Raw genomic sequence first — 21,918 nt, 5'->3', positions numbered from 1 at the left:
CTACGGCCTGTCGATCTCGTCGAGCGCGGTGTCCGGGTGGTGCAGCTCCCGGTCCGCGGCCGGGTCGGCAGGCATCGGCGTACGGTCGACGCCCGCGCGCGGGCCGGTGCGGCCGACGGTGATGGTGCGCGGCGCGGGCCGGGCCGCCCGGGGCAGCCGCACCCGCAGCAGGCCATGGTCCATCACCGCGTCGATCCGGTCCGGGTCCACCCGGGACGGCAGGTCGACGCGGTACTCGAAGCCGCGCGTGGTGAACCCGCCCGGGATGCCGTGGTCGGCATTGACCTCGGCTTCCGACCGGGCGCGTACGCACAGCTCCCGGTCGTCCAGCTCGACGGCCACCTCCTCCGGCGCCACACCGGGGAGCCGGACGACCACCTCCCAGCCGTCCGCCGTCTCGGCCAGATCCACGTCCTGGCTGCCGGAGCGTCCGCCGACCAGCCGGCTCAGCTCGGAGCGCAGCGACTGGAGCTCGCCCATCGGGTCCCAGCCCTGCTGGCGGCCACGCCAGCCCCGTCCGCTGCCCTGTTCCGTCATCGCGCGTCTCCGATCCGCTGGGTCGCCGAGGGGGGTCGCAGCGAGCTGGGCGCGTTGAGATCGTGCTCCGGGTCGACGCCGACGCCGAGGCGATCCACCAGTTCACCGCCGAGCCACGCGCTGACGCCGAGGATCGCCAGGGCGACCACCTCGATGGCGACGAGCGCGCCCCCGGCCGCCCGCGAGTCGGCGTTGAGCCGGACCACCCAGACCGCGGCGAACAGCAGGATCACCGCCACGTTGGCGGCGGCGTGGGTGACACCGACCCGCTTGGCGCGGGTGCCGGCCGGCAGGGCGAGCAGGTCGAACGCCCCGGCCGCCGCGGCCAGCAGGCCGCCGATCAGACCGACGGTGATGTTCCAGTACGCGACTTCGGCCAGGAAGCCGGGCCCGCCCACGGTGTCCACCACGTCGAAGATCACGGCGGTCACGAAGAGCGCCACCGGAAACATCACGAGCATCGGGTGCACGGGATGGCCGAGCACCTTGAGCCGGCTCTCCATCTCGGCCTCCATCCGTCACGTCCGGCCGCACGCTGCGAACCGGTCCCTACCCGCCGGCCCCGGGGGCAAACCCGACACTCGACGCGCTCTCCTAGGCTGACCATGGCGGAACGCGGCCCGTCGCGGGCCGGAACCGTCGTGACGATCAACGGACGGGGGAGGAAGACGTGACGACCCGGGAGATCACCAGCGAGGCCGAACTACGCGAGCTGATCGGCACGCCGATGCCGCGCGCTGCCGCCAAGGACCGCCGTACGCTGCACGAACGCGACCGGGAGTGGCTCGCCGCGTCACCGTTCTGCCTGATCGCCACCGCCGGCGCGGACGGCACCTGCGACGTCTCCCCCAAGGGTGACCCGCCCGGCTTCGCGCTGGTGCTCGACGACACCACGATCGCGATTCCGGAGCGGCCCGGCAACCGGCGGGCCGACGGCTACCGCAACATCCTGGCCAACCCGCACGTCGGGTTGATCTTCCTGATTCCCGGCCGCACCGACACGCTGCGGATCAACGGGCGCGCCCGGCTGATCGCCGACGCGCCGTGGTTCGCCGACATGGAGGTCAAGGGCCACCGGCCGGTGCTGGCCGTCGAGGTCGCGATCGAGCAGATCTTCTACCACTGCGCGAAGGCGTTCCTGCGCTCCGAGCTGTGGCAGCCGGAGACCTGGCAGCCGGACGTGCTGCCGACCCGGGCCCGGCTGATCAAAGAGGTGGAGGCCCCGGCGGAGAGCCTGGCCGACCTGGAACGCCACTACGGCCCGGCGTACCTGGAGACCCTGTACCGCTGAGTCCCGTGGTCAGGGCCGGACGTTGCGCTTGCGCTTGCCCCGGCCCACGTACCCGTGACCGCCCGTCGCCGGCTCCACCCGGCGCGGCCGGTCGCGGCGCGTCCGGTTCCGGCCCGGCCGTTCGGCACGCCGACGGCTGATCTGGGACCAGGTCAGCACCACCCCGACGCCCAGGACGGCCAGGCCGACCACGCCGAGGACGCCCTGCACCCGGCCGCGGTGGCCGCTGAGCTGGCCGAAGTCGGTCACGAAGTCACCCGGGTCCGCCGGGTTCACCCAGATCGACACCTCCGCTCCGGCGGCCCGGCACACCTCGAAGCAGGCCACCTCCTGCGCGTGCGTCCGGCCGTCCACCTCGTAGCTGAAATACATCGTGCTCGACGAGGGACTCCGGTTGCCGCCGCTCTCCGTCACCTGGTCGACGACGACCGCCCGCGCGGGCGTACCCCGCTCGCGCAGCGTCACCGCCCAGTCGTCCAGCTCCATCTGGGTGTGGAACGGCAACCACAGCAACGCGCCGCCGCCGACCACCAGCAGTACGCACGCGAGGCGGATCAGGAACGACCGGCGGATGATCACCCGGCCATCGTCGCCGGGGCCCGCAACCCCGGGACCGGCACCGGATGGGGTTGAATCGGCTGCGTGGCGAAGACCTTGACGATCACCACCCGGAACGCGAGCTTCCAGCAGTGGCAGGCGCTGCTGACCAACCGCAACAAGCGCCAGCGTGCCGGGGAGTTCCTGGTCCAGGGGGTACGCCCGATCACCGTCGCCCTGGAACAGGGCTGGGAGATCCGGGCGCTGCTGTACCCGGACCGGCAACAGTTGTCCCGCTGGTGCCGGGAACTGCTCGACCGCACCGACGCCCGGCGGGTGGCCCTCGCGCCCGAGCTGATGCGGGAACTCAGCGGCAAGGAGGAGGAGTCCCCCGAACTGCTGGCCGTGGTGGCGCAGCCCGATGACGACCTGGCCCGCATCCCGGTCGGGCCCGACATGCTCGTGGTGGTCTTCGACCGCCCCAAGACCCCGGGCAACATCGGCACGCTGATCCGGTCCGCCGACGCCTTCGGCGCGTCCGGCGTGGTGGTCACCGGTCACGCCGCCGACCCGTACGACCCGAAGGCGGTACGGGCCAGCACCGGGTCGCTGTTCGCCGTACCGGCCGTGCGCGTCCCCAGCCACCACGCCGTCCTCGACTGGGTCGCCGCGGTGCGGAAGGCGGGACCACAGATCCAGATCATCGGTACGGACGAACACGGCGACGTGGACGTAGCGGAGCACGACCTGACCGGGCCCACTCTCCTGCTCGTCGGCAACGAGACGCACGGACTCAGCAAGGGCTGGCAGGAGGCGGCCGACCGGATCGTACGCATTCCGATCGTCGGTGCGGCGAGTTCGCTGAACGCGGCGGCGGCCGGGACGGTGGCGCTGTACGAGGCCGCCCGCCAGCGCGCGAAGCAGCGGTGACGCCTCGGCTCGCTGCTACGAGGCGGCCGTGCCGGTTGCGGTCCTCGACGGCCGCTCGCGTCCCCACGCGGCCAGCGGTTCGAGCGCATCGTTGAGGCGTACGCCGTCCTCGGTCAGCGAGTACTCGACGCGGGGCGGCACCTCGTCGTAGGAGACCCGGTGCACGACGCCGTCCGCCTCCATCTCGCGCAGGTGGGCGGCCAGCACCTTCTCGGTGATCCCCGGCAGCAGCCGGCGCAACTCGCCGAAGCGGCGGTACGGGTGCTCGTGGAGTGCCCAGAGGATCAGCACCTTCCACTTGCCCCCGATCACCTCCATCGCGGCGTCGATCCCGCAGACATGGCCGTCCGGTGCGCCCGGCCGGTTCAACGTCGTCATGCCCCACCCTTCCGACCTGCTCGCTCACCTCAGAGTAACCACCTACTCCGAAGTGCGTACTTGTTCACCTGCGGGCCTGCGACCAGCCTTTTCGGCATGGCACACGACACTGTGGAGAAGACGCCCGTGACGCTGCTGGGCCTCGGCGCGATGGGCGCCGCGCTGGCCCGCGCCTGGCTCGCCGCCCGCCACCCGCTCACCGTCTGGAACCGCACCCCGGCCCGCGCCGCGGCGATCTCCGCCGAGGGAGCGACGGTCGCGAACAGCGCCGCCGAGGCCGTCGCCGCGAACACCCTTGTCGTCGTCTGCCTGCTGGACGACACCTCGGTCGAGGAGGTGCTGGCCGGCGCCGACCTGGCCGGCAGGGATCTGGTCAACCTGACCACGGGTACGCCCGCCCAGGCCCGCGCCCGAGCCGACTGGGCCCGCGAGCGCGGGGCCCGCTACCTGGACGGCGGAATCATGGCCGTTCCTCCGATGATCGGCGTCCCGGACGCCGGCGGCTACGTCTTCTACAGCGGCTCCCGCGAGCTGTTCGAACGGCACCGGGAGACGCTCGCCGTCCCGGCCGGCACCACCTACGTCGGCCCGGACGCGGGCTTCGCCGCCCTGCACGACGTCGCCCTGCTCAGCGCCATGTACGGAATGTTCGCCGGGGCGGCGCACGCCTTCGCCCTGATCCGCCGCGAGGACATCGACCCCGCGTCGCTGGCCCCGCTGCTCGCCGACTGGCTCGTCGCGATGGCCCCGGCCGTCCACCAGACCGCCGACCAGCTGCGCAGCGGCGACTACACGAAGGGTGTCGTCTCCACCCTCGCCATGCAGGTGGCCGGCACGCCGTCGTTCCTGCGCACCGCTGAAGAGCAGGGCGTCAGCCCGGAACTGCTCAGCCCCTACTTCGCGCTGATGCGCCGCCGCCTGGCCGAGGGCAGCGGCGACGAGGACCTGACGGGCGTCATCGACCTGCTGGTGCGTTGACCGCCACGGACCGAGACAACCCACGTGGACAGCCGATACACCGATGGTGATCTCGGCTGTTCCCCTGATGAGAATTCCCAGCGACGCAATGACGATCGTCCGATGCGACAGAAGCATCCGCAGCGCGTACCCGATCGTGCCGGCCCGACCGGCGTCGAGGGCAAGTTGCCGGTCGCCCGCTGGCGGCGCGTCCTGGCGGTTCTCGCGCCGGTGATCGCGGCGGTGCTCGGCGCCGCGATGGCCACGCAGTGGGAGGTCGGCGGCGGCCGCGCCGTCAGCTCCCTACCCGCTCCGTCGCGATGGATGGCCGAGAACCTGCCGTTGTTCGACGGTGGGGAGCCGGCGTGGATCTGGCGCGGGCCCTTCTTCGTGTCCGTGCTGCTGGCGCTGCCGCTCGTCTGGACGGTCACCGGCCACGCCACCGCGATGCCCCGCCGCCTGACGAGGTACGGGCTCCTCACCGCAGGCATCGCGATCGGCCTGGAATACAGCACCCCCGGGTACGGGTGGTTGTTCGACCTCGTGGCCCTGTTGACGGCGCTGGTGGGCACCGTCTGGTGCGGGCTGCAGGGGCTGCGTCGCGGCGTGCTGTCGCGCCGCGTCGCATGGGCGCTCGTCGCGGCACTGCCGTTGACGCCACCAGCCGGCTTCCTCACGTTCTGGTACCTGCCGCCCGGCCTGACCATGGGCTTGCTGCTGGCCTGGGCCGCTGCCGCCGTCTTGTCCGGCTCCCCCGCACCATCACCTGGAGGTGTACGTGGCTCTGTTCGGTGACGACCTGGACGCCGTCGCCAACCGGCTGGGCAAGGCGGTCGCAACGCGAGATGCGGAATGGATGCGGGCCGCTCACCTCGGGCTCGTGGGTCTGCGTGGGGTTGCTCTGACCGGCCAACTGCGGCGCACCGTAACAGGCGCTTACGACATGGGTCGGTGCCGTCAGCGCCTGCGGCTTTCCTTGCCTGTACGGATGGCTAGGGAGCCATCGGCCGCCGCAACGATCCGCCGACACGTTGTCGCTCCCTCCCCGTAGCCTGCCCGGCAGAGTTCGTACGACGGAGGGTGCGTTGTCTGCTGTCGCGTCACTGACCCTGGTTCCCAGGAGAAGCATCCCCGAGTTGGCCCACCTAGCCCGCACATCGTCGTCGTCACTCGGCTCCTACCTCGCCGAACACGGACGCGAGCCGCGGGAGGAGTACGACTGGTCCGGGTACTGCATGCTGCACGTCTTGAGCTATCTGGAGGAGCGCGACGTAGACCTGGAGCAGTCGGAGTTCGATGCCGAGTCGGCGGCCATCAACAAGGTGCACGACCTGACCGTGCTCATCACTCCCGCACACAAGCGGTTCCTGGATCAGCTCGACCCCGCCGGGCACGGCGAGGCGGAGTTGGCCGCTCACTTCGAGGAAATGGGGCTGGACTTCGAGGAGAGCGGCACGGCCGGTTTGGATGGGCTGAGGCTGTTGCGCGACAGCATCTCCGAACTCCGCGACGACCAGGTGTTGCTGCTGCACATCGGCTGAGGCCAGAGGCGCCAGATCCGGTCGAACCACCCGTGACGGTGATCACCTGTAGCACTTGACGCGGTGCTGCACATGTCTGTCCTGGATGCAGTCGTGTGTCCAGGACAGGAGCAGAGTATGACGACCGCGGTGCTCGACCGCGCGCCGACGACGCCGCCCGTCAGCAGCCCTCCCGGGCGGGCGCCCCGGTTGTACGTGCTGGACGGGTTGCGGCTGATCTGTGCTCTTGCGGTGGCCGGATACCACTTCGGCGACTCATGGAGGTTGGACGGCGTGCGCCCGCCGGCATACTTCCTGCCGGACGCGGCACCGGTGCTGATCTATGGCTTCCTCGGAGTCGAGACGTTCTTTCTGATCAGCGGATTTGTGATCCTCATGAGCGGCTGGGGGCGTACCGTTCGCGAGTTCGCTGCCTCCCGCGTCGCGCGACTCTATCCGGCGTTCTGGGTGTGCGTGCTGACCACGACAGCCGTGGCGGCAGTGCTGCCGATCAGTGGCGGGCTGCCTTTCCCACCTCTGCCGGACGGGTGGGGCGTGCTGGTCAACCTGACCATGTTGGCGGAGCCCCTCAACACGCCGCTTGTCGACACCGTGTACTGGACCCTCTGGATCGAGCTCCGGTTCTATCTGATCGCGGCGTGCATTCTTGCGGCCAAGCCGACCGAGCGGGGAGTAAAAATATTCGGCGCGGTGTGGCTGGCAGTCGCCGTGGTCATGCCCGTCTTCCGGGGTGCCGCCCTGGACGAGGTCGTGATGTCCGACTTCGCGCCGTACTTCATCGCCGGAATCACCCTGTTCCTGCTTCGCCGCAACCGATCCGATCCATGGCTGTGGGTGCTGCTACTCGCCACGTGGCTGGTCAGCCTGCAGCGCGTGTACGGGCGGACCCTGGAGTTGAAGCCCGGCTTCGAGGTGCCCGTCTGGCCGGCACCGGTACTGCTCACCGGGGTGTACCTTCTGATGCTCGTCATCGCGCTCGGCTACACCGACCGGGTGAGAATGCGCTGGCTGGCCATTGCGGGTGCCATCAGCTACCCCTTCTACCTCTTGCACCCGCGCATTGGATACAGCGTGATCCGCAACGTGTACGAGGAAACCAACCTTCCCGCGTCGATACTGATCGGCGGCACCGTGCTTGGGCTGCTGGCGGCAGCCTGGCTTGTCCATCGCTTCGTCGAGCGCCCACTCGCACCCTTGATCCGCGGCTTCGTATTGGACCGGCGACGACTATGAGCACCAGACGCCACGCGCCGAACACGAGGAAGGGTGTGGATCCGACGACCGCGGAGGCCGATTCCGCCTTCCGCGAGCTGTTCGAGGCCGCGTATGACGATTTGCTGCTCTTCGTCGAACGCCGTGCACACCTCGCCGTTGCCGAAGACGTGGTCGCCGAGACGTTCTTGATAGCGTGGCGCCGCTTGGACGAAGTACCGAAGTCACTCGGCGAGGCCCGCGCCTGGCTGTTCACCGTCGCCCGCAATGTTCTGCACAATCGGCAGCGCAGCGACCAGCGGCAGCAGAGCCTCGCGCTTCGCGTCCTCCAGGAACCCGATGCTCCGAGCAGCGCCGAGGCCGACCTCGCGGCTACCCGCGTCGACCTGGTGAAGGCTTGGCAGCGCCTGTCATCGGCCGATCAGGAAGTGCTGACGCTGACCGCGATCGAAGACCTCACCGGGCCGCAGGCAGCACACGTACTGGGCATTTCCCGGCCCGCGTTCAGTTTGCGCCTGCTGCGCGCCCGTCGCCGCCTGCGTCAGCATCTTGGTCAGCGGCCGATCAGCGAACCCACAAGCGTCCCTGCACCGGCCGGCCCTTCACGACGCGGAGGCTCCGCATGACCCACGACGACGTCCTCGCCCGGACAATCCGCTCTGCCGCCGTCCCGGTGCCCGCACGCGTCGCGCAGGAACCCGCGCGAGAATTGCTCGAGCGGATCGTCGCCACTGATCGGCGACCGCGCCCGGCACCAGCGCGCACACCGCACCGTCGGCCTCGCCTGGCGATCGCCGGCGCGGCCGGAGCGCTCGCCGCCGCTGTCGCCTTCACCCTGACATTTCTCAACGCTGGTCCCGCGTTTGCGTCGTGGACGCCCGAGCCGAGTCCGATCTCGGATACCGAGGCACGCGACATCGCCGGCAAATGCCTGCCTGCCCAGGACGCGAGCGTCGCAAGGGTGGTCATCGGTGAAAAACGCGGCGAGTACGCATACGTGAACGCCGTGTCGCCGGCTGGAAGCCAGACATGCTTCCGCGATCGCAACGGGGACGTGACGAATACCAGCATCCTGACCGTGCTGACCAGCACCGAGCGGCTCGGCGCCGGGGGTGTCGAGCTGTACTCGTGGGGTCAGCTACGCACCGACGAAGGCTACGTCCGGATCATGGCGGGACACGTCGGCTCACAGGTGACGAGCGTGGAGATCAACTTGCGGACCGAGGATGGCGATTCGTCACGGACGGCGCGCGCAACCGTTCGCGACGGTTACTTCGGCGCCTGGTACCCCGAAGGCCTCGATGAGTCGAGCAGCAACACCACCACACTGACCGTCCGCCTCGCAGACGGCAGCGCGGTGATCCTGTCCGCCCGCGAACTGTACGAACAACCGAAGCTGGACTGAGGGTGGCTCGGCAGGCCCCGCCCGCCCACGTGCTGGCCGGTTTGCTACCGATCAGTGACGGGCTCATCACGCCACCGGAAGCGCGCCTCGTCCCCTTCGATGACCAAGATGAACCATGGCACCTCGCGCCCGGTCGGGTCAGTCATCGTCACGGCCGGATAGATGGCCTCGTGCGCCTGGCGCAATGCCTCAACATCCCCGGAGTTCACGGCCTCGATCCATGCCGCGAAAATCGGTCGCAGTGGTCGGAAAGCAGGCTCTGGCCGAAAGCGGCCGCGGATCCAGGGGAAGTCGAGCTCCCGCTCATCGACCTCACCGACCAACTCGCTGCGGTGGTGCACCCGCCAGACCCTGCCCACCTTCATTCCGGCAGCGTAGGCCGCGCTGCCGCCAACCACTCCTCTTCCGGAAGCCCATCTCCGTCGAAGGGCGCTGTTGTCCGCCCCGGAAACGGCGAATCCCAGGCCGATGACCTGGGATTCTGTACCGAGCCGCCTGACGGAATCGAACCGTCGACCTACGCATTACGAGTGCGTCGCTCTAGCCGACTGAGCTAAGGCGGCAACGATCGTAAAGTGTACGGCACTCCCCGGCCGAAGCCGAACCGGATCCCCCCGCCTCCGAACCCCGGACACCGAGCCACATCCGCCCCGTCACGGGAGAGACTTCGCGCCGCGTCCCGACTACCCTGCGGCGGGTGACCGACGAACCGCCGCGGCCAGCGGCCCCCGAGGCGCATCCCGGCGAGCGCGCCACCCGCCGCCCCCGCAAGATCGACCCGCAGGAGTTGGGCTTCACCCCGCGCCGGCCGGTGCCCTGGCTCGCGCCGCTGCTGTTGATCAGCACCGGCCTGCGTACGCTGCTGGCGATGCTGTTCGGGGCGTACCTGGACAAGCGCGAGCTGCAGAACGCGTTCGGCGACGGCACGTTCCGGCAGGTCGGGCCGGACGGCGGGCTCTGGCTCGACTACGTGGCCGACCTGGGTGACGGCTTCGACGCCACGTACTCGGTGGCGTACCTGCTCGCCCAGCCGGAGCTGACGGTGGACGGGCATCGCCTTCCGCGGGCGCAGACGCTGGTGATGGGTGGTGACCAGGTCTACCCGGCGGCGGGCTACGAGGCGTACGAGGACCGCTGCAAGGGCCCGTACCAGTCCGCGCTGCCGGTCGCTCCGCCGGAGCAGCCGACGCTGTTCGCGGTGCCGGGCAACCACGACTGGTACGACGGGCTGACCGCGTTCCTGCGGCTGTTCGTGCGGACCCGGGACCGGCACTTCGGCGGCTGGGGCACCGGCCAGTCCCGCTCGTACTTCGCGGTCGAGCTGCCGGCCGGCTGGTGGCTGCTCGGCCTCGACGACCAGTCCGGCTCGTACCTGGACGACCCGCAGCTCACCTACTTCGACGAGGTGGCCCGCAAGCTCACCCCGGAATCCAAGGTGATCCTGGCGGTGCCGGCGCCGACGTGGGTCAAGGCCGTGGACCACCCCAACGCGTACGACTCGATCGACTACTTCATCCGTACCCTCGTCGCGCCGACCGGCGCGCAGGTGCGGGTGCTGGTCTCCGGCGACCTGCACCACTACGCCCGCTACGCCGGGGCGGACCGGCAGCTCGTCACGTGCGGAGGTGGCGGCGCCTACCTCTACCCCACGCACCGGCTGCCGGAGAAGCTGGAGGTCCCGCCGCGTGACACGCTGACCCGGCGGGCCAGCAACACCCAGGAGTACGACCTGGCCGCGCGCTACCCGGACAAGGCCCGCTCCCGCCGGTACGGCTGGGGCATCTTCGCCCGGCTGCCGTTCCGCAACCCGGGCTTCACCACGCTGCTCGGCACCCTGCACACGCTGCTGATGCTGGCCATGGCCGGCGTGGCGGTGCAGCGGGTGGGCACCACCGAGCAGCGGCTGTTCAGCGTGCCGCTGGCGATCATGCTGGTGGTGGCGATGATGGGCGCTGTGTTCTTCGCCAAGCCGCCGACGGCGGGCGGGAAGCGGCACGCCCGCCACTGGATCCTCGGGGTGGCGCACGGACTGGCCCAGATAGCTCTCGCCGCCGGCGGCACGTGGGTCTGGTTGCAGCTGCCGTTCTACGACTGGCCGTGGCCGCTGCCGGCGGTCGCCGCAGCGGTGCTCTACGGGCCGGTGAGCGGTCTGGTCGCCAGCCAGCTCGTGGCGCTGTACCTGCTGGTGGCCGGCGCGTTCGGGGTCAACCTGAACGAGTTGTTCGCCGCCCAGGGCATCGAGGACTCGAAGGCGTTCCTGCGGTTCCGGATCGACCCGGACGGCACGTTGACGATCTACCCGATCGCCGTGGACAAGGTGTCCCACGACTGGCAGCTCAACCCCGACCAGTCCCCCACCGCCTCCTGGCTGACCCCGAAGACCCCGCTGACCCCCCGCCTGGCCGAACCCCCCATCGTCATCCGCTGACCCCTGATCGCCGCCGAAGGGGCGGGAGGGTCAGGGCTGGGGGTAGTGCTGGTCGTGGGCCTGTCTGGGGCCGCACACCGACGCCCGCGAGCACATCGAGCGGGAGCCGTCGGCGTCCAGGCGGACCGTCACCGCGTCGCGCGGGACGCTGTGGCCGACCACCTTGCCCTCACCCTGCGGCGTGGACACCCGGCTGCCGACCGCGGGGGCCGTCTCCTGGAACTTCTGGTACAGCGGGTGCTCGTACTTCAGGCAGCACATCAGCCGCCCGCACGCGCCGGAGATGCGCAGCGGGTTGAGCGGCAGGTCCTGGTCCTTCGCCATCCGGATGGTCACCGGCTCGAAGTCGGTCAGGAACGTGGCGCAGCACAGGTCACGCCCGCAGGAGCCGATGCCGCCCTGCACCCGTGCCGAGTCGCGGGCGGACAGCTGCCGCAGCTCGACCCGGCAGTGCAGGGTGGCGCCCAGGTCACGGACCAGGGAACGGAAGTCGACCCGGTGCGGCGCGGTGAAGTAGATGGTGGTGCGGTCGCTGCCGTTCTCCGGCGTGGCCAGGACGTGGTCGACGGCTACCACCTTCATCGGCAGGCCGTGTTCGCGGATCAGCCGCTTGGCGGCCACCTTCGCCTCGGCCTTGCGCCGGCGCAGCATCTCGTCGCGGCGCAGATCGTCGTCCTCGGCGAGCCCGGCGAGTTTCGGGAATCCGTCGGTGTCCTCGGTGACCCACTGGGCCGCCCAGACGCACTCGGCCACCTCGGGCCCCTCGTCGGTGGGCACCAGCACCCGGTCGCCCACCTGCGGGCGCAGCTCGCCCGGGTCGAGGTAGTAGAGGCGCCCGTACCGGTTGAAACTGACCGCGCAGAGCATGCCCATGCGCCCCACCCTACGCGGATCGGGGCCCGCCGTACGGCGGGCGGTCGCCGTACGGTCACCGACAGCGGCGATCGGCTCCGTCGACCCGGCCGAATCGCCCCTTCGCCTCGCCCGGACGGCTGAAACCTCGCCCGCCGCCGGGACAAGCGTCTGCCGACAGCGTTGAGTGAAGACATACCTGCGGGGGGTGCAGGGGAAGTCCACGGCGTCGCCGCCGTTGCCCGGCCACGGCCGGTCCGGCGCGCGGCGCCGTGGACCGTCAGTAGCCGATTCGGGTGGTGCCGCCGTAGTGCGGCGCGACCGCCGGCCGATCCCGCCAGACCGTCTCCGCGAGGCTCGGCCCCCACTGACGCAGCAGCGTCTCGGCGCCGTCGTAGGCGACTCCGAGCACGCCCAGGATCCGGGTGGCGATCTCGGCCGCGGCCGACGCCCCGGCCGGTCCGGCGTGGACGCCGGGCCGGGTCGCCGCGTGCACGGCGACCGCTTCGGACGAACCCAGCACCTCGGCCAGCGCGCGGGCCAGCGCGACCCGGCTGCCCTCCACCCAGCCGGCCAGCGCGTCCGCGTAACTCGCCGTCGACTCCAGCCGCCCGACCAGGCTCTCCGGCCCCTCGTCCAGGTGCCGGAGCAGTGTTGCGCGCGCCTCGTCGTACGCCGACGCGGCGGCGCCGGACCAGGCGACCTGGTCGCCGAGCAGGGCGCAGGTGTCGTCGTACCCCCGGACGAGCCGGCGCACGGCGTGGCCGGCGTCGGTCAGCGGCGCGGGGTGCAGGTCGAGGAACTCGCGCACGGCCGCGCCGGGGAGCACCTGCATGCGGCGCAGCAGCGGCCAGAGGCGGTGGCCCTCGGGTGCGCCGGCGGCGAGCAGCGTGTCGACGCGGGCGAGCAGGTCGAGCCCCGGCTCCGCGAGGCGGTCGAGCGCGTCCATCAGGCCTCCCGGGCCAGCCGCCGGGCCACGCCGTCGTCGGCGGCGGCATAGCGGTCGGCGGCGCTGCGCAGCGCGGCCGCGGCGGCGGCCAGCCGGACGGCGGCAGCCTGTGCCTCGCGCGCTCGGTCGGCGGTGGCGGCGGTCCACTGCCGGTGCAGCGCGCGGCCCACCTCACCGGGCCGGCCGGCGGCGTGCGCGCCGAACGCGGGGTGCGGCGGGTCGGTGGCGGTGACCGTACGGGCCAGCGTGGCGAGGGTCGCGCCGGCCTCGTCGAGGCGGGCGGCCAGGGCGCGCAGCGTCTCCATGTCAGGCTCCCGCCAGCGGCCGGTAGGCCGCGAACGTCTCGTTGTGCAGCTTCTCCCGCGCCCACTGCGCCGCGTCGGCGGCGGCGGTGACCGCCGCCTGCACCGATCCGGCCACGTCACGTGGGCTGCGGTGATGCAGCGGCCCGAGGAAACGCACGTCGGTGATGCGCCCACCGGCTGTCACCACCACCTCGACAAGGCCGTCGGGCGAGCGGACGGTGACCTCGACAGTGGCCACCGCCTGGTCGAACTCGGCCTGCAGGTTCTCGATGCGGCGGTAGCGCCGCACCGCCTCCTCGATCCAGGCCTCGTCGATCTCGCCCCGCGGCATCGGCGGACTCCTCCCGGCCGGTCGGCCCCAACATCACTGAGCGTGCCGCCTCGATCACGGCGGCATCACCGGGGACCGTACCGCACGCCAATCGCGCGTGTCGATGCCCTGTGGACAGCGTGGAGCGGGCGTGGGTCAGCCGCGCCAGAGGGCGAGCATCATCGCCTCCACCGCGATCCGCGGCTTGACGTTCGCCTCGATCGCCGCCCGGCACTCCAGCACCGCCTCCAAGCGGCGCAGCGAGCCCTCGGCGTCCCACTTCTGCGCGCCCGCGCCGGCCAGCGCCGCGGTGTCGGTGTGCACCGGGGCGACCGGCGCCCGCAACGCCATGGTGAGCGCATCGCGGTAGAACCCGGCCAGGTCGACCAGCGCCCGGTCGAGCGCGTCCCGCTGGGCACGGGTGGCCCGCGACTTCTGCCGCTTCTCCAGATCCTTGAGCTGGCCGGCCGCGCCGCGCATGGCGCCGGCCGCGCCCCGGCCGGTGCCGCCCGCACCGAGCGCGGTCTGCAACGCCGTACGCTCCGCCTCGTCGATCTCGACGACCGAGGCGGCGGCCTCCGCCTCGGCGGCCTCGATCAGCGCCGAGGCGGCGTCGAACGCCGCGCCCACGCCGGTCAGCCGGCGCGGCACGGCCAGCACCGCGTCGCGCCGCTGCCGGGCCTCCGGGTCGCGGGCCAGCCGCCGGGCCCGGCCCACGTGCCCCTGCGCGGCCGCCGCGGCCCACTCGGCCACGTCCGGCGCGACGCCGTCCCGGCGGACCAGCACCTCGGCCACCGCGGCCGGCGGCGGCTGGCGCAACGGTACGACGCGGCAGCGCGACCGGATGGTCACGGAGATGTCGTCGGGGTGGGTGGACGGGGCGCAGAGCAGGAAGACGGTACGCGGCGGCGGCTCCTCGATCGCCTTGAGCAGCGCGTTGCCGGCGGCCTCGGTGAGCCGGTCGGCGTCCTCGATGATCACTACCTGCCACCGGCCGCCGGACGGCGTGCTCGCCGCCCTGAGCACCAGCGCGCGCATCTCGCCGACACCGATGGAGAGCCCGTCCGGAACGACGAGGCGCACGTCGGCGTGCGTGCCGGTGAGCGTGGTGTGGCAGCCGGGGCAGCTGCCGCATCCGGTGCCGTGCACGCACTGCAGGGCGGCGGCGAACGCGCGGGCGGCCACCGACCGGCCGGATCCGGGCGGCCCGGTGAAGATCCAGGCGTGGGTCATCCCGGCGCCGGGATCGGCTTCAGCGGCGGGCGCCGGAGGCGGATCGGCGTCGGCGCCGTCGAACTCCTCGGCGAGCGCGTCGAGGTCGTCGTACCCGCCCGCCGGCGCGCCGGCCGCGACGGGCACGGCGGCGCGCAGCAGCGCGGCGGCCGAGGCGGCGGCCCGCCGCAGCGTGTCCACCGCCTCGTCCTGCCCGACCAGATCGCCGAAGACGTCGGTCATCTTCGGGGTTGCTCCATCGTCACCAGCTCCGCGTCGGATAACTCAGGCTGGACCGAGGTGTCCGGGCCCTGCGCCGGACGCGGGTGCACGATCCCGCCCGGGTCGGCGAGGAGCTCACCCACCCGGCGGGCCACCGCGTCGGCGATCTCGTCCACCGGCCGGGACGCGTCGAGCACGAGGTAACGCTTCGGGTCACCGGCGGCCAGGTCGAGGAAGGCGTACCGGACGCGCTCGTGGAACGTCAGCGACTCGGCCTCCAGCCGGTCGGCCCCCTCGTTGCGCGTCTCCACCCGGCTCAGGCCGGTACGCGGCTCGACGTCGAGCAGCACCACCAGATCGGGCTTGAGCCCACCGGTGGCCCAGGACGAGAGCCAGGAGACCTCGTCCACCGGCAGCGTCCGGCCGGCGCCCTGGTAGGCCAGCGACGAGTCGACGTACCGGTCACTGATCACCACCGCGCCGCGCACGAGCGCCGGGCGGACGACGGTCGCGACGTGGTGCGCCCGGTCGGCGGCGTAGAGCAGCGCCTCGGCGCGCGGCGACGGCGCCTCGGCCGTGCCGGTGTCAAGCACCAGCGAGCGGATCCGCTCACCGACCGGTGTGGCGCCCGGCTCGCGGGTGACCACCACGTCCCGCCCCTGCGCGCGCAGGCGCTCGGCGAGCACGGCGAGCTGGGTGGACTTGCCGGCGCCCTCGCCGCCCTCGAAGACCACGAAGAGACCGCTGGAGACGAACGGCTCGGCCGGCATCAGCGGGCGGCCCCGGATCGAGCCCCACAGGTCGGCGAGGACCGGCACGCCCTTCTTGTCGTCCATCTGGCCGAACGCGCTGATGCCGGCGATGATGCCGGCCGCGCCGGCGGCGAGCAGCAGCAGGCGCGTCGAGGAGATGGAGATGCCCAGGTCGGCGATGGTGAGCTGGCGGGAGCCGCCGACGCCGACCAGGAGGCTGCTGAGCGCGATGGCGAGGATCAGCACCAGCCGGGTGCCGATCTGCACCACCGCGAAGACGCGCCCGCGTACCTCGTCGGCGACCTCGCCGCCGAGCAGCGTGGTGCCGGCCAGGAACGCCATGCCGGCGCCCGCGCCGACCAGGATCGCGCCGAGGATGGCCATCGACAGGTGGATGGCGAACGCGAGCACCAGCACCGAGGCGCTGGCGAGCACGATGCTCATGCCGAACCAGCGGCGGCGGGACATGTCCCGCACGATCATCGGACCGAGGCCGATGCCGAGCGCCAGGCCGACGAAGATCGCGCCGAAGAGCAGCGAGAACGCGGCGTCACCGGCGCCGAGCGAGTTGGCGAAGAACTTGGCCGTGCCGACCACGATGCCGCCGCCGGCGAACGCGCCGAAGATGCCCAGCACCAGGCCGCGGACGAGCGGGGTCTGGCCGATGTACTTCCAGCCCTCGGAGAACTGCCGGAACATGCTCTGCTCGGAGCGCTCGGCCTCGCCGCGCTGGGCGTGGCTGATCTCCTTGATCCCGAACGCCACCACGAGCGCGGTGGCCAGCCGGGAGAACGCGTTGAACCAGAGCGCGAGCTGGGCCGGCTCGGCCCAGTTCGGCAGGTCGCCGCCGACCGCGCCGCGGACGCCCCGGTCCAGCACGGCCAGCGCGATGGCCGCGGCCACCGGCGTGAGGCCGTACGTGGTGATCAGCGTGAGCTGGTTCGCCGCTTCCAGCCGGGTACGCGGGATGAGGTTGGGAACCGCCGCTTCCTTGGCCGGGATCCACATCAGCGTGATCGACTCGATCAGGAACGTGGCGATCAGCGCCCAGCCGACCACCAGCCCGCCGGCGGCACCGGTCAGCGCGTAGAGCGGGATCGAGGCGAACAGCACGAAGCGCAGCAGGTCGCAGATGACCATCGTCCACCGGCGGTCGAACCGGTCGGCGAACACGCCCGCCACCGGGCCGAGCACCAGCGCCGGGAGCAGCCGGATCGCTGTCACACCGCCGAACGCGGCGCCCTGGGCGGTGCTACCGGAGACCTGGGAGGCGGCGAACAGCGCGGTGGCGAGCAGACCGAGCCAGTCGCCGAAGGAGGCGGCGCTGAGGACGATCCACAGCCTGCGGAACGGCCGGATGCGCAGCACCGAGCGGATGGCGGCGACGCCGGAGTGGTCGGCGGCTGTCCCGGGCGACGACACGCCGGGCGACTCGCCGTTGTTCTGGCTTTCGATGGCCGTACCTCCACGTGCCGGCCCAGGTTTGGGCATCCCCGGTGGAACACTCTAGTCGCGCGGGAGGAGCAGGCCTGCGCGACATTCACCTGCTCGCTGAGCCTAGGCCGCCGGGACCACCGCCCGCAGCCCGGACAGACGCGAGGGTATTTCGCATTCTCGCCCAGACAGTTAGCGTGCAGACGTGGCCATCGACCGTGACAAACTTCGCGAGCGTCTCGACCGGGCGACCGCTCACCTCGACCCGCCGTACGCGGTGGTCGACCTCTCCGCGTTCGACGCCAACGCCGGCGCGCTGACCGGACGGGCCGACGGCAAGCCGCTGCGCGTGGCCAGCAAGTCGGTACGGGTCCGCGAGCTGCTCACCCGCGTGCTCGGCCGCCCCGGCTGGCAGGGCGTGATGGCCTTCACCCTGCCCGAGGCGGTCTGGCTCGCCCGCTTCGGCGTCAGCGACGACGTGCTGGTGGCGTACCCGACGGCGCACCGGGCCGGCCTCGCCGAACTGGCCGCCGACCCGGCGCTCGCCGACGCGGTGACGCTGATGGTCGACGACCCCGCCCAGCTCGACCTGATCGACCAGGTCTGCCCGCCCGCGCGCCGCCCCGCGCTGCGGGTCTGCCTCGACCTGGACGCCTCCTGGCGGCCGCTGCGGGGCCGGGTGCACGTCGGCGTGCGCCGCTCCCCGGTGCACAGCGCCACGGCGGCCGGCGCGCTCGCCGCCGCCGTCGCCGCCCGGCCGGGCTTCCGGCTGGTCGGCCTGATGTCGTACGAGGCGCAGATCGCCGGTCTGGGCGACGCGCCACCCGGGCAGGCGGTGCTCGGCTCGGCGATCCGGGTCGCGCAACGCGGGTCGTACCGGGAACTGCTGGCCCGCCGCTCGGACGCGGTCGCCGCGGTACGCGAACACGCCGACCTGGAGTTCGTCAACGGCGGCGGCACCGGCAGCGTGGCCGCCACCAGCGCCGACCCCGCGGTCAGCGAGGTCACCGCGGGCTCCGGCCTGTACGGGCCGACGCTGTTCGACGCGTACCGTGCCTGGCGGCCGACCCCGGCGGCGTTCTTCGCCTGCGCGGTGGTCCGCCGCCCGGCGCCCGGGCTGGCGACGGTGCTCGGCGGCGGCTGGATCGCCTCCGGCCAGGCGGCGAGCAGCCGGCTGCCCCGGCCCTGGCTGCCGGACGGCCTGAAGCTCCTCGGCGCGGAGGGCGCCGGTGAGGTGCAGACGCCGCTCGCCGGGGACGCCGCGGACGGCCTGCGCGTCGGCGACCGGGTGTGGTTCCGCCACGCCAAGGCCGGCGAGATGTGCGAGCACGTCAACGAGGTGCACCTGGTCGACGGGGACGCGGTGGTCGCGACGGTGCCCACCTACCGGGGCGAGGGCCACGCCTTCCTCTGACAGGCCCCGGCGTGACGACGGCGGGCCCCGGCGCACCCGGGAACCCGCCGCTCGGCGTGCCGCTCAGCCCTGGGACACGGCCTCGGCCGGGGCGTTGACCTGCCGGTGCAGGTACTCCCGGATGAGCGCCTTCGCCTCGACCAGCACCCGCTCGTCGCCGTCGGTGCGGCGGCGGAAGGCCAGCTTGATCAGGGCATCGGCCGCCTCGACCGCGACCTCCAGGTGGAACCGCAGGTCGGGCACCCCGGCCAGGCCGAAACGCTCGGTGAGTACGCGGGCGAGCTGCTCCGCGATGACACCGTTGTTGTCCCGCTGGTCGTCCAGCAGATGCAGGTCGACCACGTCGCCGAAGTGCAGGGTACGGAAACCGGGGACGGTGCGGTGCATCGAGATGTACTCGTCGATCGCCGCGTCGACGCCGTCCCACCAGTGCGTCAGATCGTCCGACGCGAACCGCTCGTCGAGCCGCTGGAGGTAGGACTCCATGGTCCGCAGCGTCAGCGCCTGCACGATGGCCCGCTTGTCCGGAAAGAACTGGTACACCGACCCGATCGCCACCTCGGCGCGCTCGGCGAGCAGGGTCGTGGTCAGCCCTTCGTACCCCACCTCGTCGACGAGCTCGGCGCAGGCGTCCAGCATCCGCTGGACCCGCGCGACACTTCGACCCTGCACCGGTACCCGACGCAGCGGCCCGGTCGTGGCGGCTGGTGTGGACACTCGGCGCCACCCCCCTTCGACGGATGAACATATCTGCACGTCACGAGTCTGTGACTACCGGTACAACGAGCCGGGCTCGATTGCGGTATTTACCAGGCACAACGTTCCTGATATGAATTCAGTTCATATTCATGTCGAGGAGTGGCCGCGATGACCGGTACCACCGCCACCTGGTCCAACTGGGCCGGCAACCAGCACAGCTCCGCGCTCCTCACCGTGCGCCCGCGTAGCGTCTCCGACGTCGTCGAGGCGGTCCGTCAGGCCGCCGCGGCCGGCCGGACCGTCCGGGCCACCGGCAGCGGCCACTCCTTCACCGCCACGGCTGTGGCCGACGGGCACCGCATCGACCTCGCCGAACTGGAGACAGACGTCACCGTCGATGTGGCGCGCCGCCTGGTCACCGTACCGGCTGGAATGACGTTGCACACGCTCAACGAACTGCTCGCCGGGCACGGCCTGGCGATGCCGAATCTCGGCGACATCGACGCCCAGACCATCGCCGGCGCGCTCTCCACCGGCACCCACGGCACCGGGGCGAAACTGGGCTGCCTGTCCACCTTCGTGGCTGGGCTGACGCTCGTCACCGGCACCGGCGAGGTGCTGCGCTGCTCGGCCGAGGAGAACCGCGACGTCTTCGACGCCGCCCGGGTCGGGCTCGGCGCGGTCGGCGTACTGGTCGAGGTCACGCTGCGCTGCGTCGACGCCTTCGTGCTGCGCGCGCACGAACGCCCCGCCCCGCTCGCCGAGGTGCTCGGCGACCTGCCCGGCCTGTACGAGGCGCACGACCACGCCGAGTTCTACTGGTTCCCGTACACCGACCGGGTGCAGGTCAAGACCAACGACCGGGTACCCGCCGACGACCAGCCGCTGCCCGGCTGGCGCGGCTGGCTCGACGACGAGTTCCTCTCCAACACCGTCTTCGCCGGCGCCTGCCGCCTCGGCCGCGCCGTACCCGCCCTCGCCCCCACGATCAGTGCCGTCTCCGCCCGCGCGCTCACCGAACGCACCTACACCGGCCGTTCCGACCAGGTCTTCTGCACACCGCGCCGGGTCCGCTTCGTGGAGATGGAGTACGGCCTGCCGCGCGAGGCGCTGCCCACGGCGCTGGCCGAGCTGCGCCGGATCGTGGACCGGCTGCCGTTCAAGGTGCTGTTCCCGGTCGAGGTGCGGTTCACCGCCGCCGACGACATCTGGCTGTCCCACTCGTACGGGCGGGACTCCGCGTACATCGCCGTGCACCAGTACGTGGGCATGCCGTACGAGCCTTATTTTCGCGCGTTCGAGCAGGTGGCGACGGAGCTGGGTGGCCGCCCGCACTGGGGCAAGCTGCACTGGCGCGATGCGGAGTCGCTGGCCACCGCCTACCCGAGATTCGAAGACTTCCGATCCGTCCGCACCCGCCTGGACCCCCACAACCTTTTCCAGAACCCGTACTTGACCCAGGTCCTGGGCTCCTGAAGATCTTGGTACGAAGACGCCCATCGAGGGGCGTCTTCGTACCAAGATCTCGGCGGTTGTCCACAGGGGCAGCGTGACGGGTGCTGTTCGGGTGGGGTTGCCGGTGTGGAGATGCCGGGGGACGACGCGGGGGAACTGAGCTGGTTGCTCTTCCGTCAGGCGCGAGTGCTGGGTGCGGCGCAGGCTCGGCGGTTCCTGTCCGAGAAGACGATTCGGCACCGCATCGCCAGCGGGCGCTGGCGGCAGGTGCACCCCCGGGTCTACGTCACGCACGACGGTCCCGTCGGCCCGGATGAGCGGCGCTGGATCGCGGTGCTGGCGGCTGGACCGGCCGCGACATTGGGCGGGCTGACCGCAGCCCAGTGCTGGGGGCTCAGGCGCTACGAGAGCCGACTCATCCATCTGCTGCTGCCGGCCCGGCACCAGACCCGGGCGATACCACCTGGCGTACGGGTCCACCGCACCACAGTGCTACCGCCGGAGGACGTGCTCGCGATCGGCCGGCCCCGCCGGACCATGCCGGCCCGCTCGCTCGTCGACGCGGCGCAGTGGGCAGCGACCGACGAGGAGGCACGGGCCGTCATCGCGGCGGGCTTCCAGCAACGCCTGGTCTGGGGCGACGACCTGCACCGGGTGCTGGAACGGCTTCCCCGGGCGCGTCGCCACCGCCTGATCCTGACGACCGCCACCGACGCGGCGGGCGGCGCCCACTCCCTCGCCGAACTCGACTTCCTCGATCTAGTCCGGCGGGCCGGGCTACCCGAACCGTCTCTCCAGGTCGTGCGGCGAGACGCCACCGGGCGGCGCCGCTACCTCGACGTCTGGTTCGAGCGGTGGCGTGTGCACGTCGAGATCGACGGCGGGCAGCACTTCGACCCGAGGACCGCCTGGGCGGACATGCAGCGGCAGAACGACGTCTGGTCCACCGGTGACCGGGTGCTCCGCTTCCCCGCCTGGGCCGTCCGCAACGACCCCACCCGCGTGATCACCCAGTTGCGTGCCGCCCTGCGATCCGCAGGCTGGCCCGGCTGAGATCTTGGTACGGAAACGCCCTTCCAGGGGCGACTCCGTACCAAG

Annotated in this window: 24 protein-coding genes and 1 tRNA gene; 12 read left to right on the top strand and 13 right to left on the bottom strand. The window is 71.9% G+C overall.

Annotation, left to right across the window (positions count from 1 at the left end):
* Positions 1-537, bottom strand: a complete 537-nt coding sequence (locus HA073_RS04060) for an Hsp20/alpha crystallin family protein (RefSeq protein ID WP_043327210.1) — start codon at positions 535-537, stop codon at positions 1-3.
* Entirely contained in the window at positions 534-1,040 is a 507-nt protein-coding gene (locus tag HA073_RS04055; protein WP_030503780.1) for a DUF2231 domain-containing protein, read from the bottom strand. The genes HA073_RS04060 and HA073_RS04055 overlap by 4 nt, the downstream gene beginning before the upstream one ends.
* A 167-nt stretch (positions 1,041-1,207) precedes the next feature.
* Here HA073_RS04055 and HA073_RS04050 point away from each other — a divergent pair, with 167 nt between their 5' ends.
* Complete coding sequence (locus tag HA073_RS04050) at positions 1,208-1,828, top strand: pyridoxamine 5'-phosphate oxidase family protein (protein WP_030503779.1); 621 nt, start codon at positions 1,208-1,210, stop codon at positions 1,826-1,828.
* A gap of 9 nt (positions 1,829-1,837) precedes the next feature.
* Here the strand turns inward: HA073_RS04050 and HA073_RS04045 are convergent, their stop codons facing one another.
* Positions 1,838-2,407, bottom strand: coding sequence for a DUF3592 domain-containing protein (locus HA073_RS04045; protein ID WP_309227984.1), 570 nt, complete (start codon positions 2,405-2,407; stop codon positions 1,838-1,840).
* A 63-nt stretch (positions 2,408-2,470) separates the two neighbouring features.
* Here HA073_RS04045 and HA073_RS04040 point away from each other — a divergent pair, with 63 nt between their 5' ends.
* Positions 2,471-3,295, top strand: a complete 825-nt coding sequence (locus HA073_RS04040; protein WP_069088074.1) for a TrmH family RNA methyltransferase — start codon at positions 2,471-2,473, stop codon at positions 3,293-3,295.
* 15 nt (positions 3,296-3,310) lie between these two features.
* Here HA073_RS04040 and HA073_RS04035 read toward each other — a convergent pair whose 3' ends face one another.
* Entirely contained in the window at positions 3,311-3,673 is a 363-nt protein-coding gene (locus tag HA073_RS04035) for a helix-turn-helix domain-containing protein (RefSeq protein WP_043327213.1), read from the bottom strand.
* Between the two features lie 96 nt (positions 3,674-3,769).
* Here HA073_RS04035 and HA073_RS04030 point away from each other — a divergent pair, with 96 nt between their 5' ends.
* The 6 genes from HA073_RS04030 to HA073_RS04005 all read left to right on the top strand — a co-directional run bounded on the left by HA073_RS04030 (position 3,770) and on the right by HA073_RS04005 (position 8,788).
* Positions 3,770-4,651, top strand: a complete 882-nt coding sequence (locus tag HA073_RS04030; protein ID WP_166455726.1) for an NAD(P)-dependent oxidoreductase — start codon at positions 3,770-3,772, stop codon at positions 4,649-4,651.
* A gap of 102 nt (positions 4,652-4,753) precedes the next feature.
* Positions 4,754-5,425 (top strand): hypothetical protein, encoded by a 672-nt coding sequence (locus HA073_RS04025; RefSeq protein WP_166455725.1) that lies wholly within the window; start codon positions 4,754-4,756, stop codon positions 5,423-5,425.
* A gap of 452 nt (positions 5,426-5,877) precedes the next feature.
* Entirely contained in the window at positions 5,878-6,171 is a 294-nt protein-coding gene (locus HA073_RS04020; RefSeq protein WP_166455724.1) for a hypothetical protein, read from the top strand.
* Positions 6,172-6,288: 117 nt separating this feature from the next.
* On the top strand, positions 6,289-7,404 hold the full coding sequence (locus HA073_RS04015; RefSeq protein ID WP_166455723.1) for an acyltransferase: 1,116 nt from the start codon (positions 6,289-6,291) through the stop codon (positions 7,402-7,404).
* Between the two features lie 35 nt (positions 7,405-7,439).
* Positions 7,440-8,009: an RNA polymerase sigma factor gene (locus HA073_RS04010; protein ID WP_069088067.1), complete on the top strand. Its 570-nt coding sequence runs from the start codon at positions 7,440-7,442 to the stop codon at positions 8,007-8,009.
* Entirely contained in the window at positions 8,006-8,788 is a 783-nt protein-coding gene (locus tag HA073_RS04005; RefSeq protein ID WP_069088066.1) for a hypothetical protein, read from the top strand. Before HA073_RS04010 ends, HA073_RS04005 begins: the two co-directional genes overlap by 4 nt.
* 44 nt (positions 8,789-8,832) lie before the next feature.
* Here HA073_RS04005 and HA073_RS04000 read toward each other — a convergent pair whose 3' ends face one another.
* Both HA073_RS04000 and HA073_RS03995 read right to left on the bottom strand, forming a co-directional pair.
* Positions 8,833-9,153, bottom strand: a complete 321-nt coding sequence (locus HA073_RS04000) for a hypothetical protein (protein WP_030503768.1) — start codon at positions 9,151-9,153, stop codon at positions 8,833-8,835.
* Positions 9,154-9,277: 124 nt separating this feature from the next.
* Positions 9,278-9,351, bottom strand: a tRNA-Thr gene (locus HA073_RS03995).
* A gap of 134 nt (positions 9,352-9,485) precedes the next feature.
* Between HA073_RS03995 and HA073_RS03990 the strand changes: the two genes are divergently transcribed.
* Positions 9,486-11,216, top strand: coding sequence for a metallophosphoesterase (locus tag HA073_RS03990; protein WP_166455722.1), 1,731 nt, complete (start codon positions 9,486-9,488; stop codon positions 11,214-11,216).
* Between the two features lie 30 nt (positions 11,217-11,246).
* On the opposite strand, the gene HA073_RS03985 is transcribed toward HA073_RS03990, so the two are convergent.
* From HA073_RS03985 to tmk, 6 genes are all read right to left on the bottom strand, one after another.
* Entirely contained in the window at positions 11,247-12,089 is an 843-nt protein-coding gene (locus tag HA073_RS03985) for a regulatory iron-sulfur-containing complex subunit RicT (protein ID WP_043327224.1), read from the bottom strand.
* A 259-nt stretch (positions 12,090-12,348) separates the two neighbouring features.
* Positions 12,349-13,017: a hypothetical protein gene (locus tag HA073_RS03980; RefSeq protein WP_064448457.1), complete on the bottom strand. Its 669-nt coding sequence runs from the start codon at positions 13,015-13,017 to the stop codon at positions 12,349-12,351.
* Positions 13,017-13,322 (bottom strand): hypothetical protein, encoded by a 306-nt coding sequence (locus HA073_RS03975; protein ID WP_030503764.1) that lies wholly within the window; start codon positions 13,320-13,322, stop codon positions 13,017-13,019. The genes HA073_RS03980 and HA073_RS03975 overlap by 1 nt, the downstream gene beginning before the upstream one ends.
* 1 nt (position 13,323) lies before the next feature.
* Entirely contained in the window at positions 13,324-13,653 is a 330-nt protein-coding gene (locus tag HA073_RS03970; RefSeq protein ID WP_013473591.1) for a YbaB/EbfC family nucleoid-associated protein, read from the bottom strand.
* A 135-nt stretch (positions 13,654-13,788) separates the two neighbouring features.
* Positions 13,789-15,087, bottom strand: coding sequence for a DNA polymerase III subunit delta' (locus tag HA073_RS03965; protein ID WP_166455721.1), 1,299 nt, complete (start codon positions 15,085-15,087; stop codon positions 13,789-13,791).
* Positions 15,084-17,309 (bottom strand): dTMP kinase, encoded by a 2,226-nt coding sequence (gene tmk / locus HA073_RS03960; protein WP_240925510.1) that lies wholly within the window; start codon positions 17,307-17,309, stop codon positions 15,084-15,086. The genes HA073_RS03965 and tmk overlap by 4 nt, the downstream gene beginning before the upstream one ends.
* 148 nt (positions 17,310-17,457) lie before the next feature.
* Between tmk and HA073_RS03955 the strand changes: the two genes are divergently transcribed.
* Complete coding sequence (locus tag HA073_RS03955) at positions 17,458-18,666, top strand: amino acid deaminase/aldolase (protein WP_166455720.1); 1,209 nt, start codon at positions 17,458-17,460, stop codon at positions 18,664-18,666.
* 63 nt (positions 18,667-18,729) lie between these two features.
* On the opposite strand, the gene HA073_RS03950 is transcribed toward HA073_RS03955, so the two are convergent.
* Entirely contained in the window at positions 18,730-19,305 is a 576-nt protein-coding gene (locus HA073_RS03950) for a TetR family transcriptional regulator (RefSeq protein WP_073826205.1), read from the bottom strand.
* 219 nt (positions 19,306-19,524) lie between these two features.
* Between HA073_RS03950 and HA073_RS03945 the strand changes: the two genes are divergently transcribed.
* Positions 19,525-20,841, top strand: coding sequence for a D-arabinono-1,4-lactone oxidase (locus tag HA073_RS03945; protein WP_281605233.1), 1,317 nt, complete (start codon positions 19,525-19,527; stop codon positions 20,839-20,841).
* A 111-nt stretch (positions 20,842-20,952) separates the two neighbouring features.
* Positions 20,953-21,873: a DUF559 domain-containing protein gene (locus HA073_RS03940; RefSeq protein WP_069088098.1), complete on the top strand. Its 921-nt coding sequence runs from the start codon at positions 20,953-20,955 to the stop codon at positions 21,871-21,873.
* The last annotated feature ends 45 nt before the right edge of the window (positions 21,874-21,918 follow it).

The organism is Micromonospora sp. CMU55-4 (assembly GCF_011602315.1).
GTDB lineage: Bacteria > Actinomycetota > Actinomycetes > Mycobacteriales > Micromonosporaceae > Micromonospora > Micromonospora chalcea.
The sequence above is the reverse complement of the archived record's forward strand: the minus strand, read 5'-3'. Positions and strand labels throughout refer to the sequence as shown.

Bases quoted from the DNA above. Each gene is read 5' to 3' on its own strand.
- HA073_RS04030 (WP_166455726.1), top strand. From the start codon at position 3,770: ATGGCACACGACACTGTGGAGAAGACGCCCGTGACGCTGCTGGGCCTC.
- HA073_RS03950 (WP_073826205.1), bottom strand. From the start codon at position 19,305: ATGCTGGACGCCTGCGCCGAGCTCGTCGACGAGGTGGGGTACGAAGGG.
- HA073_RS04000 (WP_030503768.1), bottom strand. From the start codon at position 9,153: ATGAAGGTGGGCAGGGTCTGGCGGGTGCACCACCGCAGCGAGTTGGTC.
- HA073_RS03980 (WP_064448457.1), bottom strand. From the start codon at position 13,017: ATGGACGCGCTCGACCGCCTCGCGGAGCCGGGGCTCGACCTGCTCGCC.
- HA073_RS04025 (WP_166455725.1), top strand. From the start codon at position 4,754: ATGCGACAGAAGCATCCGCAGCGCGTACCCGATCGTGCCGGCCCGACC.
- HA073_RS03970 (WP_013473591.1), bottom strand. From the start codon at position 13,653: ATGCCGCGGGGCGAGATCGACGAGGCCTGGATCGAGGAGGCGGTGCGG.
- tmk (WP_240925510.1), bottom strand. From the start codon at position 17,309: ATGCCCAAACCTGGGCCGGCACGTGGAGGTACGGCCATCGAAAGCCAG.
- HA073_RS04005 (WP_069088066.1), top strand. From the start codon at position 8,006: ATGACCCACGACGACGTCCTCGCCCGGACAATCCGCTCTGCCGCCGTC.
- HA073_RS04015 (WP_166455723.1), top strand. From the start codon at position 6,289: ATGACGACCGCGGTGCTCGACCGCGCGCCGACGACGCCGCCCGTCAGC.
- HA073_RS04055 (WP_030503780.1), bottom strand. From the start codon at position 1,040: ATGGAGAGCCGGCTCAAGGTGCTCGGCCATCCCGTGCACCCGATGCTC.
- HA073_RS03965 (WP_166455721.1), bottom strand. From the start codon at position 15,087: ATGACCGACGTCTTCGGCGATCTGGTCGGGCAGGACGAGGCGGTGGAC.
- HA073_RS04035 (WP_043327213.1), bottom strand. From the start codon at position 3,673: ATGACGACGTTGAACCGGCCGGGCGCACCGGACGGCCATGTCTGCGGG.
- HA073_RS03940 (WP_069088098.1), top strand. From the start codon at position 20,953: ATGCCGGGGGACGACGCGGGGGAACTGAGCTGGTTGCTCTTCCGTCAG.
- HA073_RS03985 (WP_043327224.1), bottom strand. From the start codon at position 12,089: ATGGGCATGCTCTGCGCGGTCAGTTTCAACCGGTACGGGCGCCTCTAC.
- HA073_RS04060 (WP_043327210.1), bottom strand. From the start codon at position 537: ATGACGGAACAGGGCAGCGGACGGGGCTGGCGTGGCCGCCAGCAGGGC.
- HA073_RS03975 (WP_030503764.1), bottom strand. From the start codon at position 13,322: ATGGAGACGCTGCGCGCCCTGGCCGCCCGCCTCGACGAGGCCGGCGCG.